The organism is Nocardia sp. bgisy134 (assembly GCF_057708325.1).
This window is the reverse complement of the sequence record NZ_JBYIRW010000015.1, coordinates 186,734-203,572: the sequence shown is the minus strand read 5'-3', so window position 1 is coordinate 203,572 and position 16,839 is coordinate 186,734. Positions and strand designations below refer to the sequence as shown.

Here is a 16,839-nt window from a genome sequence, read left to right as displayed (position 1 = left end):
CGATGCCCGGCCTCGCGCGCACCGGCGTCGCTCCGGAACAGTTTCGCGGCGTAGCGGCGCGTGTCGTGGCCGCGCTGATCGCGGGACTGCTTCTCTTCGGCAGCTTTCCGCCGCGGCCGTTCTGGTTCCTCGCGCCGGTCGGCATCGCCGTACTCACCGCGACGGTCCGCGGCGCGGGCAGCCTGCGCGGCGGCTTCGGCTACGGAATGCTCGCGGGGCTCGGCTTTTTCGTGCCGCTGCTGCCATGGACGGGAATCTACGTCGGACCTGCGCCGTGGCTGGCGCTGTCCACCGCGTGCGCGGTCTACCTCGGACTGTTCGGCCTGCTGACCAACCTGATCGGGCGGCTGCCCGGCTGGCCGCTGTGGGTGGCGCTGGCCTGGGTGACGGCCGAATGGATCCGCTCCAGCTTTCCGTTCGGCGGATTCCCCTGGGGACGGCTGGCTTTCGGGCAGGCGGACGGTTGGTTCCTGTCGCTGGCCGCGGTCGGCGGCGCGCCGCTGATCGGCTTCGCGGTGGCGCTCACGGGCACCGGGCTCGCGGCGCTGGTCGAACGGCTGGCGATGGCGCGCCAGGCGGCGAAGGCCGCTGCGGGCGAGCGGAACTCGGCGGGCGAGGCCGTGGGCAGCGACTCGGCGAACTCGGCTAGATCCCGGGCAGGTCTCGCATCGAGGACCGGAATTATCACCGCGGCAGCGACTTTGGCTATCATGCCGATCGCCGGAGTGATCCTCCGGTCCGCGCTGCCCGCCCCTGACGACGGTGACCGGACGATCACGGTCGCCGCGATTCAGGGCAGCGTGCCGCGGCTCGGACTCGACTTCAACGCGCAGCGACGGGCGGTGCTGGACAACCACGTCCGGCGCACCGAGCAGCTGGCCGACGAGGTCGCCGCGGGGCGGGTGCGGCAGCCGGATGTGGTGATCTGGCCGGAGAATTCCTCCGACATCGACCCGCTGCGCAACGCCGACGCCGCGGCGCTCATCACGCGCGCCTCCGAGGCGATCCACGCGCCGATCCTGGTGGGCGCCGTGCTCGTGAACGGCGATCGCACCACAACGAATTCGGTGATGGTGTGGAACGGCGCGGCCGGCCCTGGGGACCGGCACGACAAGAAGATCATCCAGCCGTTCGGCGAGTACCTGCCGATGCGTTCCTTCTTCCGGCTGTTCTCCGAATACGCCGACCGGGCAGGCTATTTCGTGCCGGGTGACGGGGACGGCGTGGTGCGCGCCGACGGCGTCGACATCGGCGTGGCGACCTGTTACGAGGTCGCCTTCGATCGGGCCTTCCGCGATTCGATGCGGGCCGGAGCGCAACTGCTCACCGTGCCGACCAACAACGCGACCTTCGGCGACAGCGAGATGACCTACCAGCAGCTGGCCATGTCCCGTGTACGCGCGGTGGAGCACGGCAGGGCGCTGGTCGTCGCGGCGACCTCCGGTGTCAGCGCGATCGTCACCGCCGACGGCGCGGTGCCGCAGCAGACCGATCTGTTCGTGCCCGCGGCCCTCGTCGCGGACCTGCCGTTGCGCAGCAGCACCACATTGGCTACTCGAATCGGCGCCACACCGGAATGGGTCTCCGCTATCCTGACCGCTGCCGCCGTCGTTGTTGCATGGTCCCGCCGGCGGGGGTCGCGGTCTGTCTACGCGACCGACCAGGGTTTTTCGGTCGACCAATCGGTCGGCTGACCTGGATAACGATCTCATCGACAACCGAACATCCGGTCTTTTCCGGGACAGGCGAGACCTCCGTAGCCTGTTCGTGATGTTGCGTGCCGTTTGCTGGCGTGACTCGCGAGGTCGATCCTGTCCGCGGCGTCAGCCGTCGGACCTCGGTGTTTCCGGTCCGCGACGCCGCTCGCCGCAAAAGTTTGCGGAAATGTAGCTGACCAAAAAGACGTTCTGCCAACGTCGTTCGATGTGAAACAAATCCAATACGTCGGCCATCCGGCATCTGGGGTGCTCCGAATCATAGGGCGTGGATCACACGTCCTACGGCTCGCGCGTGCGTGCCCGCCGTGGGGGGTCGGGGAGTTGCGTCAGTTGCGGCAGAACGGAGTGATGAATGAGTTCATTGGCCACCGATCGCGTCGACCAATGCACTTCGGGTGAATTTTCGGCACAACCGTTCGCTCTCTCCCCAGCGCAGACGGCCCTGTGGTATGCCCAGCGGATTCGGCCCGACGTTCCCTTGACGATCGCCCAGTACCTCGAGATCCATGGGGATCTCGACATCGGGTGCCTGCTCTACGCGATCGAACGTTTCGGTGCCGAGACCGAGGTCGGGCACGTACGGATGGCGGAGATCGACGGTGTTCCGCACCAGATGGTCGACTGGTCCCGCCGTCCCGGCTGGGGCCGCGTCGACATGCGCGACCAGCCCGATCCGCGCGGCGCCGCACTGCGCTGGATGACCGAGCACGCCAGCTCTCCCATCGATCTGGAACGCGATCCACTCACAACTAACGTGGTGCTGCGCGTCGGCGAATCCGAGTACTACTGGTACTCGCGCGGGCATCACATCGTGATCGACGGCTACGGCGCGATGAACGCGCTGACGCGGACGGCCGAGATCTACACCGCCGTGCAGAATCAGACGGAGCCGTCGGTCTCGCGCGCGACGGGGCTGGAACAGATCTACGCCGACGAGTCGGCTTACCGCGAGTCCAACCGGTTCCGCACCGACCGCGACTATTGGCGCGAGCAGCTCTCGGACGCGGGCGGGCCGCTCAGCCTGTCCCAGGTCGCGGTGACCACCTCGACGCCGGATCCGGGCAGGCGCCTGGCCATGGGCATGCTCGACGATCACGCCGATACCACCATGACCGCGGCGATGGCGGCGTTCGACACGAACAACTCGACGCTGTTCGTCGCGGCGCTCGCGTGCTACGTGCGCTCGGTGACCGGCGATTCGGACGTGGTGCTGAGCCTGCCCGTCGCGGCGCGGACGACCGTCGCGCTGCGCCGTTCGGCGGGCGTGCTGTCGAACGTGGTGCCCATCCGCCTGCGGTTCGACGCCGACACGACCGTCGGAGACGTGGTGCGCTCGACGGAGCTGCAGATCACCGGCGCGTTGCGGCACCAGCGCTACCGGCACGACGACATCCGGCGCGACTGCGGCTATTCCAGGGACGCGCGCGGCTTCTTCGGGCCGATGGTCAACATCATGCTGTTCCACAACGAACTGAAGTTCGGTGATCTGACCGGCTCGCTGCACGTGCTCGCCACCGGACCGGTGGAGGACCTCTCGATCAACCTCTACAACGGCGAGGCCGGGCACATCCATGTCGACTTCGAGGCCAACCCGCGGCTGTACGGCGACACCGAGGTCGTCATGCACCACGGTCGCTTCCTCGACTTCCTCGGCAAGTTCCTGGCGTCCGAGCCGGCGACCGCGGCGGAATCGCTGTGCGCCCTCACCGACGCCGAACGCGATCTCGTGCTACGCGACTGGAACGCCACCGAGGCGCCGGTCCAGGACGACACGCTGGCCGGGCTGTTCGCCGATCGCGTCGAGATCTCCCCGGATGCGACCGCGCTGGAGTTCGAAGACCGTGTGCTGACCTACCGCGAGCTCGACGAGCAGGCCAATCGATTGGCGCGGCTGCTCATCGCCCGCGGCGCGGGCCCCGACACGGTGGTCGGCCTCTGCCTGCGGCGCAGCATCGAGCTGATCGTCGGCATGTACGCGATCGTCAAGGCAGGCGCGGCGTATCTGCCGCTGGACCCCGATCATCCGGCCGATCGCATCGACGGCATCCTCGCCCAGGCCGAACCCGTGTGCCTGATCGGCGCCGAGCGCGACGGGCTCGCGTTGCCGCTGCGCACCCCGGTGCTGACGCTCGACACCGTCGATCTCTCCGGTTTCGACGCCGCGCCGATCACCGACGCCGACCGGAAGGCGCCGCTGCGCCCCGAGCACTTGGCCTACGTCATCTTCACCTCGGGATCCACCGGAAAGCCCAAGGGCGTCGGGGTATCCCACGCGGCCATCGTGAACCGGCTGCGCTGGATGCAGCACGAGTACTCGCTCGACCACACCGACGCGGTGCTGCAGAAGACCCCGGCCACCTTCGATGTCTCGGTCTGGGAGTTCTTCTGGCCCCTGCAGATCGGCGCGCGTCTTGTGATCGCCGCGCCGGACGGCCACCGTGACCCGGCGTATCTCGCCCGTGTCATCGCCGAAAAACGCATCACCACCGCGCATTTCGTGCCGTCCATGCTGTCGGTGTTCGTCACCGACACCGATGTGCGCCAGTGCGGCTGCCTGCGCCGGGTGTTCTGCAGCGGTGAGGCGTTGCCCGCCGCGATCATCCGCGATTTCCACGGGGTGCTGCGCGGGACCCAGCTGCACAACCTGTACGGGCCCACCGAGGCCGCCGTCGACGTCACCTACTGGCCGTGCCCGGAGGAGCCGGGGACCGTGCTGATCGGCTCGCCGGTCTGGAACACCCAGACCTACGTGCTGGACAGGCAGTTGCGGCCGGTGCCGCCGGGTGTCGTGGGTGAGTTGTACCTGGCAGGAGTGCAGCTGGCGCGCGGCTATCTCGGTCAGCCGCGGCTGACCGCCGACCGCTTCGTGGCCAACCCGTTCACGCCGGGGGCGCGCATGTACCGCACCGGCGATCTCGCCCGCTGGCAGCTGGAGCCGGCGGCGGACGGCCGGGGCGTACTGGAATACCTGGGCCGCACCGACTTCCAGGTGAAGATCCGCGGCCTGCGCATCGAGCTCGGCGAGATCGAGGCCGCGCTGCTCGACGACGATCACGTCGCGAGGGCGGTCTGCATCGCGCACGCGGGACGCGCAGGCGACGAGCTGGTGGCCTATGTCGTCGCGGCGCCCGGCGCCGACTTCGAACGCCTGGACACCGCGACACTGCTGGCCGCGCTGCGGCGCACCCTCCCCGCCTACATGGTGCCTTCTGCGCTGATCGAGCTCGACGAACTGCCGCTCAGCGCCAACGGCAAGATCGACCGCAAGGCGCTGCCGGTGCCGACGCTCGTCGCCAGGACGATGCCGGTCACCGCCGCGCCGCGCACCGAGGTGGAGCGGGCGCTCGCCGCGATCTTCAGCGAGGTGCTCGGCACCGAGGCGATCGGGCTCGAGGACGGTTTCTTCGATCTCGGCGGCAACTCGCTCATCGCCGCGCGCGCCGTGGCGCGGATCAACGTCGCGCTCGGCACGGCGCTGACCATCCGTGACCTGTTCGAGGCCTCCACGGTTGCCGCGCTCACCCAGCGTTTCGCCTCGCACACCCCGGACACCAGCTCGCCGCGGCTGGTTCCCGCCGAACGGCCGGAACGGATTCCGCTGTCGCTGGCCCAGCAGCGTCTCTGGATTCTGAACCGCTTCGCCGAGCACGCCGCCGCCTACAACATGCCGCTGGCGGTGCGCCTCGACGGACCGCTCGACCACGCGGCGCTGCGTGCGGGCCTCATCGACATGATCGAGCGCCACGAGAGCCTGCGTACCACCTTCCCGGAGAGCGTCGACGGTCCGTACCAGCTGATCCACCCCGCGACGGACATCCCGCTCACCCTGGATCCGATCGACGCCGTCGGTGCCGACGTGACCGAGCTGGCCACCGAATTCGCCGGGTACGGCTTCGATCTGCGCAGCCAGGCCCCGATCCGGGTCGCGCTGTGGCAGACCGGCCCGCAGCAGCACGTGTTCCTGATCGTGCTGCACCACATCTGCGGTGACGGCTGGTCGGTGATTCCGCTGGCCGACGACCTCATGACGGCGGTGGCGGCGCGGGTCGACGGCGTCGCCCCGCAGTGGACGCCGCTGCCGGTGCAGTACGCGGATTTCTCCCTCTGGCAGCGCGAGCTGCTCGGTGACGAGGACGATCCGGCCAGTGCGCTGAGCCGTCAGCTGACCTACTGGCGCTCGGCGCTGATCGGGCTGCCCGATCAGCTCGATCTGCCGCTGGACCGCCCGCGCCCGCTGCGTCGCTCCACCGCCGGCGGCCGGGTCGCCTTCACGATCGCCGCCGAAACCCGCCGTGCCGCAGCGGAACTCGCCGCGACCCGGGGCGTCAGCATGTTCATGGTGCTGCACGCGGCGCTCGCGACGCTGCTGGCCCGGCTGTGCGCGAGCACCGACATCGCCGTCGGCACCCCGATCGCCGGGCGTTCCGATCCGGCGCTCGACGACCTCGTCGGCATGTTCGTCAACACCCTGGTGCTGCGCACCGAGGTGGATCCGGCGGCGGGCTTCGACCGCATGCTCGACGTGGCCCGTGAGACCGACCTCAACGCGTTCGCCAACGCCGATGTGCCGTTCGAGCGGTTGGTCGAGGTGGTCAACCCGGAGCGGACGGCCGCACGGCACCCGCTGTTCCAGGTGATGCTCTCCTACGACGGCACGCCGGAGCTCGCCATCGATCTGCCGAACGTGACGGCCCGAGTGCTGCCGCTCGCGTCCGACATCGCCAAGTTCGACCTGCAGCTCGAGGTGCACGACAGCTTCGGCGAGGGACCGCTGGCCGCCGAATTCGGTTACGCCAAGGACGTTTTCGACGAGCGCACGGTGGAGTGGTTCGCGCGGCGGTTCGTCGCGCTGCTCACCGCGGCGGTCGCGGCGCCGCAGCGGCCGGTCGGCGACATCGACATCCTCGATCGCAAGGAATCGGCCAACCTGGTGCCGATCGCGGCGGCGCCCGCCGAGCCCCAGATCTCGCTGGCCCGCCTGCTCACCGCCACCGCCGAGCGACTCCCCGATTCGGTCGCGGTGCGCTACCTCGGGCAGGACACGACCTACCGTGAGCTCGACGAGATGTCGAACCGCTTGGCGCGCGTGCTGATCGAGCACGGCGCCGGGCCCGAGGTCGTGGTGGCCATCGCGCTGCCGCGCAGCCTGGACTCGATTGCCGCCATCTGGGCGGTCGCGAAAACCGGTGCGGCGTATGTGCCCATCGATCCCGGGTACCCGGCCGAGCGGATCGGGCACATGATCGCCGACTCCGGCGCGATTCTCGGCCTGACCATCCCGGAGTGCTTGGCCGCCATGCCCGAATGGCCCGCACCGCGCGGGCGGCACCGCAAGTCGTACGTGGACTGGCTGGTGCTCGGCTCGACGGAACTGGCCGACGAATGCGACGACCAGTCCACCGCGCCGGTCACCGACGTCGACCGCTACCACCCGCTACGGACCAGCCACCCGGCGTACCTGATCTACACCTCGGGCTCCACCGGCATACCGAAGGCCGTCGTGGTGACCCACGCGGGTATCGCGTCGCTGGCCAGCGAACAGACGCATCTGTTCGGCGTCACGGATTCCGCACGCACACTGCACTTCTCGTCGCCCAGCTTCGACGCCTCGGTGCTGGAACTGCTGCTCGGCTTCGCGGCAGGCGCGACGATCGTGATCGCGCCCGCGGGAATGTACGGCGGCGCGGAGCTGGCGGAGCTGCTGCGCACCGAACACGTCACGCACGCGTTCATCACCCCCGCCGCGCTGGCCACCGTGCCGGACGAGGGACTCGACGAACTCGAGGCCGTGATCGTCGGCGGCGAGGCGTGCTCGGAGGAACTCGTGACGACCTGGTCGGCACGGCACCGCATGCACAACATGTACGGACCATCCGAGGCCACCGTCGCCGCGACCGCGTCCGGCCCTATGGCCGCGGGACGTCCGGTGCCGCTCGGCATGCCGGTGCGCGGCATGCGCCTGTTCGTGCTCGACGCGCGCCTGCACCCGGTGCCGCCGGGCACGCCCGGCGAGCTGTACCTGTCCGGCCCCGGCTTGGCCCGCGGTTACCTGGGACGTTACGGCCTGACGGCGCAACGCTTCCCGGCGAACCCGCACGGCAGGCGCGGCGAAAGGATGTACCGCACCGGCGATCTGGTGGTCGCCGACTTCGGCGGGCGCCTGCGCTTCCTCGGCAGGGCCGACGACCAGATCAAGATCCGCGGCTTCCGCATCGAGCTCAGCGAGATCGATCACGCGTTGCGTGCGCATCCCGGGGTGAGCTTCGCGCTGACGCTGGTGCACACCGGCGAGCACGGCGACCCGCGGTTGGTGTCGTACGTGACGGCGGAACGGGACGCCGCGTCCGTCACGCCGGCCGCGATCCTGGAGACCGCGCGGCAGCGGCTGCCCGGCTACATGGTGCCCGCCTCGGTGATGGTGCTCGACGAGCTGCCCGTGGCGCCGACCGGCAAGCTGGATCGAAAGGCCTTGCCGCAGCCGGTGTTCGCGGGCGCGGGTCCGTCGAGGGCGCCGCAAACCGAGGCCGAGATCCGGGTGGCGGGCGTGTTCGGCGCTGTGCTCGGGCATCCGGTCCAGGGCGCCGAGGACAGCTTCTTCGACATCGGCGGCACGTCGCTGCTCGCCACCCGGCTGGCGGCCGCGCTGCACGAAGAGTTCGGCGTCGACCTGCCGGTGCGGACGCTGTTCGAGGAGCCGACGGTCGCCGCCGTCGCGCTGCGGATAGCGGAAGCGCCCCGGACGCAACGGGTGCCGCTGGCTGTTCACACCCCGCGTCCGGGACGCATCCCGCTGTCGCTGCCGCAGCAGCGACTGTGGTTCCTCAATCGATTCTCGCCCGAATCCAGCGCCTACAACATCGCATTCGTCATTCGAATCGACGGCGATCTGGATGTGGCGGCGCTGCGCGCGGCCCTCACCGATCTGGTGGAGCGGCACGAGGTGCTGCGCACCGTGTACCCGGAGGACAGCGGCGGCGCCCAGCAGTTGGTGCTGCCGATCGGCCGGGCACTGCCCTCGGTGGAGCCGATCGCGGTCGACGAGGCGGCAGCGAAGGACGCGCTGCGCGTGCTCGCGCGCGGCGGCTTCGACTTGACCAGGGACACGCCGCTGCGAATCGTGTTGCTGCGCACCGGCGCCGAGCGCTATCAGCTCGGCATCGTGCTACACCACATCGCGGCCGACGGCTGGTCGCTCGGCCCGCTGACCCGCGACCTCGCGATGGCGTACGCGGCGCGCCGCGACGGCCGGGTGCCGGGCTGGGCGCCACTTCCGGTGCAGTACGCCGACTTCGGGCTGTGGCAGCGGGCCTCCCTCGGCGACGAGAACGACCAGGACAGCGTCGCGGCCGCTCAGCTGGCCTACTGGCGCGACGAGCTGGCCGAGCTGCCCGCCGAGCTGCCGCTGCCGTACGACCGGCCGCGGCCCCTCGATCCCACCCAGCAGGCGGGCACCGTGCGGTTCACCGTGCCGGAGCCGGTCCAGCGCGCGCTGGCCGAGCTCGCGCGTGCGCAGGGTGTCAGCCTGTTCATGGTGCTGCGCTCGGCGCTGGCCGTGCTGCTGCGGTTCGTCACCGGCGGGCGCGACATCGTCATCGGCACACCGGTGGCGGGCCGCACCGATACCAAGCTCGACGAGCTGGTCGGCATGTTCGTGAACACCATGGTGCTGCGCTCCGATGTGGATCCGGACCGGCCGTTCGTCGCCCAGCTGCGCGCCGACCGCGACACCGAACTGAGCGCGATGGCCAACGCCGACGTGCCGTTCGAGCGCGTCGTCGAGGAGCTGGGCCGCGCCATGGGCGTCGGAGCGAACCGTCCGATGTTCCAGGTGGCGCTGACCGTTCAGGACGGCCCCACGCCGACCCTGGAGCTGCCCGCGTTGGCGCTGAGCGCCGAGGAACTCGACATCGCGCGCGCCAAGTTCGATCTGGAACTGCGGGTCGCGACCCGCGACAACGGCGCGCGCGCCTTCGAATTCGTCTACGCGGCAGAACTTTTCGATGCCTCGACGGTCGAGACGCTTGCCGATCGTTTCCTGCGCGTGCTGGCCACGGTCAGCGCGGACCCGCGCATGCCGGTGCGGGCGATCGATGCGCGCACCGAAACCGAGCGCAGGCTGCTCGGCCCGGCGACCGGCGGGGCGACCACCCCGCAGCTCACCTTGGCGGACTACTTCACCGCCACGGCGCGACGGCACGCGCGGCGCGAAGCGGTGCGGTCCGGCGGTATCGCGTTGACCTACGCCGAGCTCGACCGTCTCTCGAACCGACTGGCCCGTGCCCTCATCGGGCGCGGACTCGGCGCGGGCGATCGGGTCGCGCTCGGCCTGACCCGTTCCATCGAATCGGTGCTCACCGTGCTCGCGGTCGCCAAGTCCGGCGCGGCCTTCGTGCCGGTCGACCCGAACTACCCGGTGGATCGCGTCCGGCACATGCTGATCGACTCCGGCTGCCAGGTCGGCGTCACCGTGTCCACGCACGCCCAACGGCTGCACGCGGCGACCGACGACACGGTAACGATCGACGGCACGGGGTCCATCGACGGCACGGTGTCGACCGACTGGCTGCTGCTCGACGACCCGACCCTGATCGCGGAGCTGGATCGATGGGACGACAGCACGATCGAGGAGTCCGAGCGGCTGCGTGCCGTGCCGCTGACGGAGCTGGCCTACATCATCTACACCTCGGGCTCGACCGGTAAGCCGAAAGGCGTCGCGGTCACCCACGGCGGAGTCTCGAACTTCGCCGACGAGGTCAGGGACCGGATGCGGGTCGACGCGAACGCGCGGACGCTGCACTTCTCCTCGCCCAGCTTCGACGCCGCCGTGTTCGACCTGCTGCTCGCGGTGGGTTCCGGCGCGACCATGGTGATCTGCCCGCCGGACATCTACGGCGGCGACGAGCTCGCCGCGCTCATGGACCGCGAGCGGGTCAGCCACACCTTCATGACTCCCGCGGCGCTGGCCACCATCGACAGCGAACGCTGGCCGCTGCCGCACCTGCGCTCTCTGATGATCGGCGGCGAGGCGTGGGGACCGGAACTGGTCGACCGGTGGGCGCCGGGACGGCTGATGTTCAACGGCTACGGCCCGACCGAGACCACCGTCGTCGCCACCGCGAGCGAGGTGGCCGTCGGCGCGCCGATCACCATCGGCACGATGGTGCGCGGCGCGCGGGCCATGGTGCTCGACGATCGGCTGCGGCCGGTGCCGGTCGGCGTGCCGGGCGACCTGTACCTCAGCGGATTCGGCATGGCGCGAGGCTATTTCGAGCGCTTCGGCCTGACCGCCGCCCGGTTCGTCGCCGACCCGTTCGGCCCGGCGAACGAGCGCATGTACCGCACGGGTGACGTGGTGCGCTGGAACGCCGACCACGACCTGGTGTACCTCGGCCGCAGCGACCATCAGGTGAAGGTCCGCGGATTCCGCATCGAGCTCGGCGAGATCACCGCCGCGCTGGGCACACATCCGAGTGTCCGCTTCGCGCACACCGAGGTCAGGCACATCGCGGGCGCGGACCGGATCGTCTCCTTCGTCCACCCGTCCGACGAGCGGGCAGGCATCGACGTCGACGCGGTGCGCGAGCACGTGGCGCAACAGCTGCCCGCGCACATGGTTCCGGTGAGCATCACGGTGCTGGACCGGATTCCGCTCACCCCGGTGGGCAAGCTCGACATCGCGGCGCTGCCGGAACCGCAGTTCACCGCCGTGTCCGCGGGGCGCGCGCCGGAGACCGAGTCCGAGAAGGTGGTCGCCGCGGTGATGGCCGAACTGGTCGGCGTGCAGACGATCAGCGCGACCGACAGCTTCTTCGAGATCGGCGGAAACTCGCTGCTGGCAACCCAGCTGGTGGCCCGGCTGGAGGCGGCGACGAACACCCGGCTGGAGGTGCGCGGCGTCTTCTCGTCGCCGACCGTCGCCGAGCTCGCCGCCATGCTCGACTCCGGTCCCGCGGGAACGGCCACGCGTCCCGAGCCGGTGCGGCGCGACCGGCCCGATCGGATTCCGCTCTCCGCGGCGCAGCATCGGTTGTGGTTCCTGAACCGGTTCAACGAGGTCGGCGCGGCCGCCGACGGGCCGGACCGCAGCGCGGGCGCCTACAACATTCCGGTCGTGCTGCGGATGCGCGGCAGGCTCGACGTCGACGCGCTGGTGCATGCGCTGCACGAGGTGCAGGCCAGGCACGAGTCGCTGCGCACGGTGTTCCCGGAGCTGGACGGCGAACCGGCCCAGGTCGTCCTCGACGAGGACGACGCCGCGGTGACCCTGTTCGTCGCGACCGTCACCCCGGACGCCGTCGACGACGCGGTGCGGCGTTTCGCCGAACCGGGATTCGACCTCGGCGAGACCGTGCCGCTGCGCGCGGCGCTGATCACGGTGTCGGACGAACCCGATCCGGACGGCATGGCGCCGCCTGCCGCCTCCACCGACAACGTCCTGGTGCTGGTCGTGCACCACATCGCCATGGACGGCTGGTCGCTGGAACCGCTGGCCGCCGACGTGGCCACGGCCTACCGCGCCGCCTGCGCCGGGCAGCAGCCGGACTGGGACGAGCTGACCCTGCAGTACGCGGATTACACACTGTGGCAGCGGGATACGCTCGGGGACGAAAACGATCCCGACTCCGTGCTGCGCCACCAGCTCGACTACTGGCGGACCACGCTGGACGGCGTCCCAGAGCTGCTGAGCGTGCCCGCGGACCGGCCGCGTCCGCCGGTGCCTTCCTATCGCGGCGGCACGGTGGAATGCGCGATCGACGCCGTCACCCACCGGGAACTGCAGACGGTGGCCACTACCAACAACGTCAGCATGTTCATGGTGCTGCACGCCGCGCTCGCGGTGCTGCTGCACCGGATGACGGCCACCGACGACATCGCCGTGGGCACGGCGATCGCGGGTCGCGGCCACCCGGCGCTGGACCGGATGATCGGCATGTTCGTCAACACGCTCGTGCTGCGCACCAGGATCGATCCCGACGCGCGGTTCACCGACCTGCTGCACGGCGTGCGCGACGCCGACCTGGACGCGTTCGCCCACGCCGACCTGCCGTTCGAACGGCTCGTCGAGGTGCTGAACCCGACCCGCTCGCAGTCGCACCACCCGATGTTCCAGGTCATGCTCTCGGTGCGGAACCGCCCGGTCCGGACACTGGAGCTGCCGGGGCTGCACATCGAGGCCGAGGACGGCGACACCGGGATCGCCAAGTTCGATCTGCAGTTCACCCTCACCGAGGAGCAGACCGCGCAGCGCGAGCCCGCAGGCCTCACCCTCGCGGTGAACTACGCCAGCGATCTGTTCGACGAGCGGACCGCGCACGGGCTCGGCAAGCGCCTGATGCGGCTGCTCTCGGCGATCGCCGCGACGCCGACCGCCGCGGTCGGCGATCTGGAGCTGCTCGACCCGGAGGAGTGGACCGGGCTGGCTCCGGTGCGCGGTATCGAAGCCGACCGCCCGATCGTCTTCCCCGAGGTCTTCGAGGCCGCGGCGAACGTCGACCGCACGGCGGTGGCGCTGCGTTCCGACGGCACCCACGTGACCTACGACGCGCTGGATCGCTGGACCAACCGGCTGGCCCGCGTGCTCATCGGCTGCGGTGTCGGACCCGAAACGCTGGTGGCGCTGGGGATTCCGCGCTCGGTCGAGTCGGTCGCCTCGGTGCTCGCGGTGGCCAAGGCCGGCGCGGCGTTCGTGCCGGTCGATCCGCTGTACCCGTCCGGGCGCATCACCCACATGCTCACCGATTCCGGTGCGGCGCTGGGCATCACGCTCGCCGAGTACCGCGAGGAGCTGCCCGACGGCATCGAGTGGATCGTGCTGGACGATCCGGACTTCCGCGCGGCCGTGCTCGCGGAATCGGACAACGCGATCGCGGACGAGGAGCGGGTGCGTCAGCTGCGGGTGGACAACCCCGCGTACGTGATCTACACCTCCGGCTCCACCGGCACCCCGAAGGGCGTCGTGGTGACCCACGGCGGCCTGTCCAACTTCGCCGCCGAGACCGCGGAGCGCTTCGACGTCCATCCCGGCAGCCGGGTCCTGCATTTCGCGACGCCGAGCTTCGACGCCGCGATGCTGGACCTGCTGCTCGCCCTCGGCGGCGCGGCGACGCTGGTGATCACGCCGTCCGGGGTGGTCGGTGGCGCGGATCTGGCACAGGTGTTCATCGAGGAAGAGATCACCCACGCCTTCATCACGACCTCCGCGCTCGGCACCGTCGACCCGACGGGCGTCACCGATCTGGCGCACGTGCTGGTCGGCGGCGAGGCGCTGCCGCCCGACCTGGTCACCCGGTGGGCGCCGGGCCGCAACCTGTACAACGTGTACGGCCCCACCGAGACCACCATCGTCACGGTGATCTCGCAGCCGATGGAGCCCGGCGGTCCGATCACGATCGGCGGTCCGATCCGCGGCGTCGCCGCGACCGTCCTGGACCACAGGCTGCACCCGTCGCCGGTCGGCGTCACCGGCGAGCTGCACCTGGCGGGCACCGCGCTGGCCCGCGGCTACCTGAACCGGTCGGGACTGACCGCGCAGCGGTTCGTCGCGAACCCGTACGGCAAGCCGGGCGAGCGCATGTACCGCACCGGCGACCTGGTGCGCTGGTGGTCCGGCGCCGCGGAGGGCGAGCACGAGATCGAGTACGTCGGCCGCACCGACCATCAGGTCAAGGTCCGCGGCTTCCGCATCGAGCTCGGCGAGATCGACACCGCGCTGTTCCGCCACCACGCCGTCGAGTTCGCCACCACCATCGGCTACCGCACGCAGGCGGGCAGCACGGCGCTGGTGGCGTATGTGAAGCCGCGCAACGGATCCGAGGTCACCGCGCGGGAGCTGACCGAGCACGTGGCCGGGCTGGTGCCGAATTACATGGTGCCGCAATCGATCATGCTCATCGACGAGGTGCCGCTGAGCCCGGTCGGCAAGCTCGACCGCCAGGCGCTGCCCGAGCCGGTGTTCAGCGCGTCCGGCGGCTACCGACCGCCGAGCAACCCCGTCGAGGCGGTGTTGTGCGCGGCCTTCGAGTCGGTGCTCGGCGTGGAGACGGTGGGCGCCGACGACGCCTTCTTCGAACTCGGCGGCAACTCGCTGCTGGCCACGAAGGTCGTCGCGCAGGTGCGTGCCGAGGGCATCGACCTGCCGGTGCAGGTGATGTTCGGCGAGGCGACGCCCGCCGCGATCGCCGCGCGGCTGACCGGCTCCGAGGGCGCCGCGGCCGCCATGGCCGGTGCGCTCGGGCCGGTGCTGCCCATCCGGCCGGTCTCCGCGAGGCGGTCGGCGCCGCTGTTCTGCGTCCACCCGGCGATCGGGTTGTCCTGGTGCTACTCGGGCTTGCTCGCGCACCTGTCACCCGACCGCCCGGTGTACGGGCTCCAGTCTCCGCACGTCGCGGGGGAGGACGGCTTCTCCTCCCTCGGTGAGGCCGCGGATTACTATGTGGCCCACATCAAGTCGGTGCAGGCCGAGGGGCCGTACCACCTGCTCGGCTGGTCGCTGGGCGGCCTCATCGCGCACGAGATCGCGGTGCGGTTGCAGGAGTCCGGCGACGAGGTGGCGCTGCTGGCGATGATGGACAGCTACCAGCTCTCCGACGAATGGCTCGAACACGCCATCCCGAGCGTCGCCGAGATCATCGCGGAGTTCGGCAGCGATCTGGGCGACGGCGACGACCTCGACCCCACGATGAGCCTGCTCGATGCGGCAGAACTGCTGCGCTCGCGGCCCGGTGCGTTCTCGGCGCTCACCATCGAGCACCTGGAACGGCTGTACGCGGGCTACGCCAACGGCACGGTGCTGGCGCACGGCTTCCGGCCGCGCACCTTCGACGGTGACGTGCTGTTCTTCACCGCCGCCGACGACGAGGTCAACCAGTCCGATCCGGCCAGGTGCGCCGCGGCGTGGGAGCCGTTCGTCACCGGGACCGTCCACGACCACGAACTGTTCTGCCGTCATTCGGCGATGACCGCACCCGAATCGCTCGCCGTGATCGGACCGGTGCTGAACCGGCATCTCGAGGGTGAAGCGGGCACAACGAAGGAGGATGCGTAGTGAGTGAGGTGCGGCCATGACTCTCGCGGTGGAAGTGCGCGGCCTCGTGAAGAGCTACGGCAAGGTCCGGGTGCTCGACGACATCGACCTGGAGATTCCGGCGGGAACGGTGATGGGACTGCTCGGCCCCAACGGCGCGGGCAAGACCACCACCGTCCGGATCGTGACCACCCTGCTGAAACCGTGCGCGGGTTCGGTGCGGGTGGCCGGGGTCGACGTGCTGCGCGATCCGGCGGGCGCGCGACGGCGGATCGGCCTGTCCGGCCAGTACGCCGCCGTCGACGCGAACCTCTCGGGTTACGAGAACCTGCGCATGGTGGCCCGGCTCTACGGGATGTCACCGCGCCAGGCCGCCACCAGAGCCACCGAACTGCTCGACGCGCTCGGCCTCGACCATGCCGCGCACCGCCGCGCGGGCACCTACTCCGGCGGCATGGCTCGCCGCCTCGATCTGGCGGGCGCACTGGTGGCCCGCCCCACTGTGGTGGTGCTCGACGAGCCGACCACCGGTCTTGATCCGCGCGGCAGGCTCGACATGTGGCGGGTCATCGGCGATCTCGTCGACGACGGCACCACCGTGCTGCTCACCACCCAGTACCTGGAAGAAGCCGATCTGCTCGCCGACCGCATCACCGTCATCGACCGCGGGCGGGTCATCGCGCGCGGCTCGGCCGACGAGCTGAAGACCTCGATCGGCGGCGACCGGCTCACCGTCACCTTGGCCCCCGGTCAGGAGGCGAAGCCCGCGATGAGAGTGCTCGCCCAGGTCGGCGTGGGCGAGCCGAGCCACGATATCGGCACCGAGGAGGTGACAGTGGTGGTCGGCGACGGCTCGCGCACGATGGTTCAGGCGTTGCGCAGGCTCGACGACGCAGGGGTGTGCGTCGTCGACGCGAGCGTGCACCGGCCGAGTCTCGACGACGTATTCCTGTCTCTCACCGGCACCCCCGCGCCCACGTCGGGCGCCGAATCGGAAACCGACGACGTACCCGAGGAGATCATGTCGTGAGTCAGCGACGCGAACCGACGACGACCAGCGCACGTGAGTGAGGTGACCCTGTGACGAGTGCATCGACC

At 70.3% G+C, this 16,839-nt stretch carries 3 protein-coding genes; all 3 read left to right on the top strand.

The window, feature by feature from the left end; all coding sequences use genetic code 11:
- Window positions 1–2 precede the first annotated feature (2 nt).
- The 3 genes from lnt to AC3ERS_RS25505 all read left to right on the top strand — a co-directional run bounded on the left by lnt (window position 3) and on the right by AC3ERS_RS25505 (window position 16,771).
- The gene (gene lnt, locus AC3ERS_RS25515) at window positions 3–1,694 is read left to right on the top strand and encodes an apolipoprotein N-acyltransferase (RefSeq protein WP_431970636.1); all 1,692 of its coding nucleotides are present in this window, start codon (window positions 3–5) and stop codon (window positions 1,692–1,694) included.
- Between the two features lie 376 nt (window positions 1,695–2,070).
- Window positions 2,071–15,762 (top strand): non-ribosomal peptide synthetase, encoded by a 13,692-nt coding sequence (locus tag AC3ERS_RS25510; protein ID WP_431970607.1) that lies wholly within the window; start codon window positions 2,071–2,073, stop codon window positions 15,760–15,762.
- Window positions 15,763–15,778: 16 nt separating this feature from the next.
- Window positions 15,779–16,771 (top strand): ATP-binding cassette domain-containing protein, encoded by a 993-nt coding sequence (locus AC3ERS_RS25505; RefSeq protein WP_431970606.1) that lies wholly within the window; start codon window positions 15,779–15,781, stop codon window positions 16,769–16,771.
- Window positions 16,772–16,839 lie beyond the last annotated feature (68 nt).

Excerpts from the sequence above, each read along its gene's own strand:
- AC3ERS_RS25510 (WP_431970607.1), top strand. The coding sequence starts at position 2,071 with ATGAGTTCATTGGCCACCGATCGCGTCGACCAATGCACTTCGGGTGAA.
- AC3ERS_RS25505 (WP_431970606.1), top strand. The coding sequence starts at position 15,779 with ATGACTCTCGCGGTGGAAGTGCGCGGCCTCGTGAAGAGCTACGGCAAG.
- lnt (WP_431970636.1), top strand. The coding sequence starts at position 3 with ATGCCCGGCCTCGCGCGCACCGGCGTCGCTCCGGAACAGTTTCGCGGC.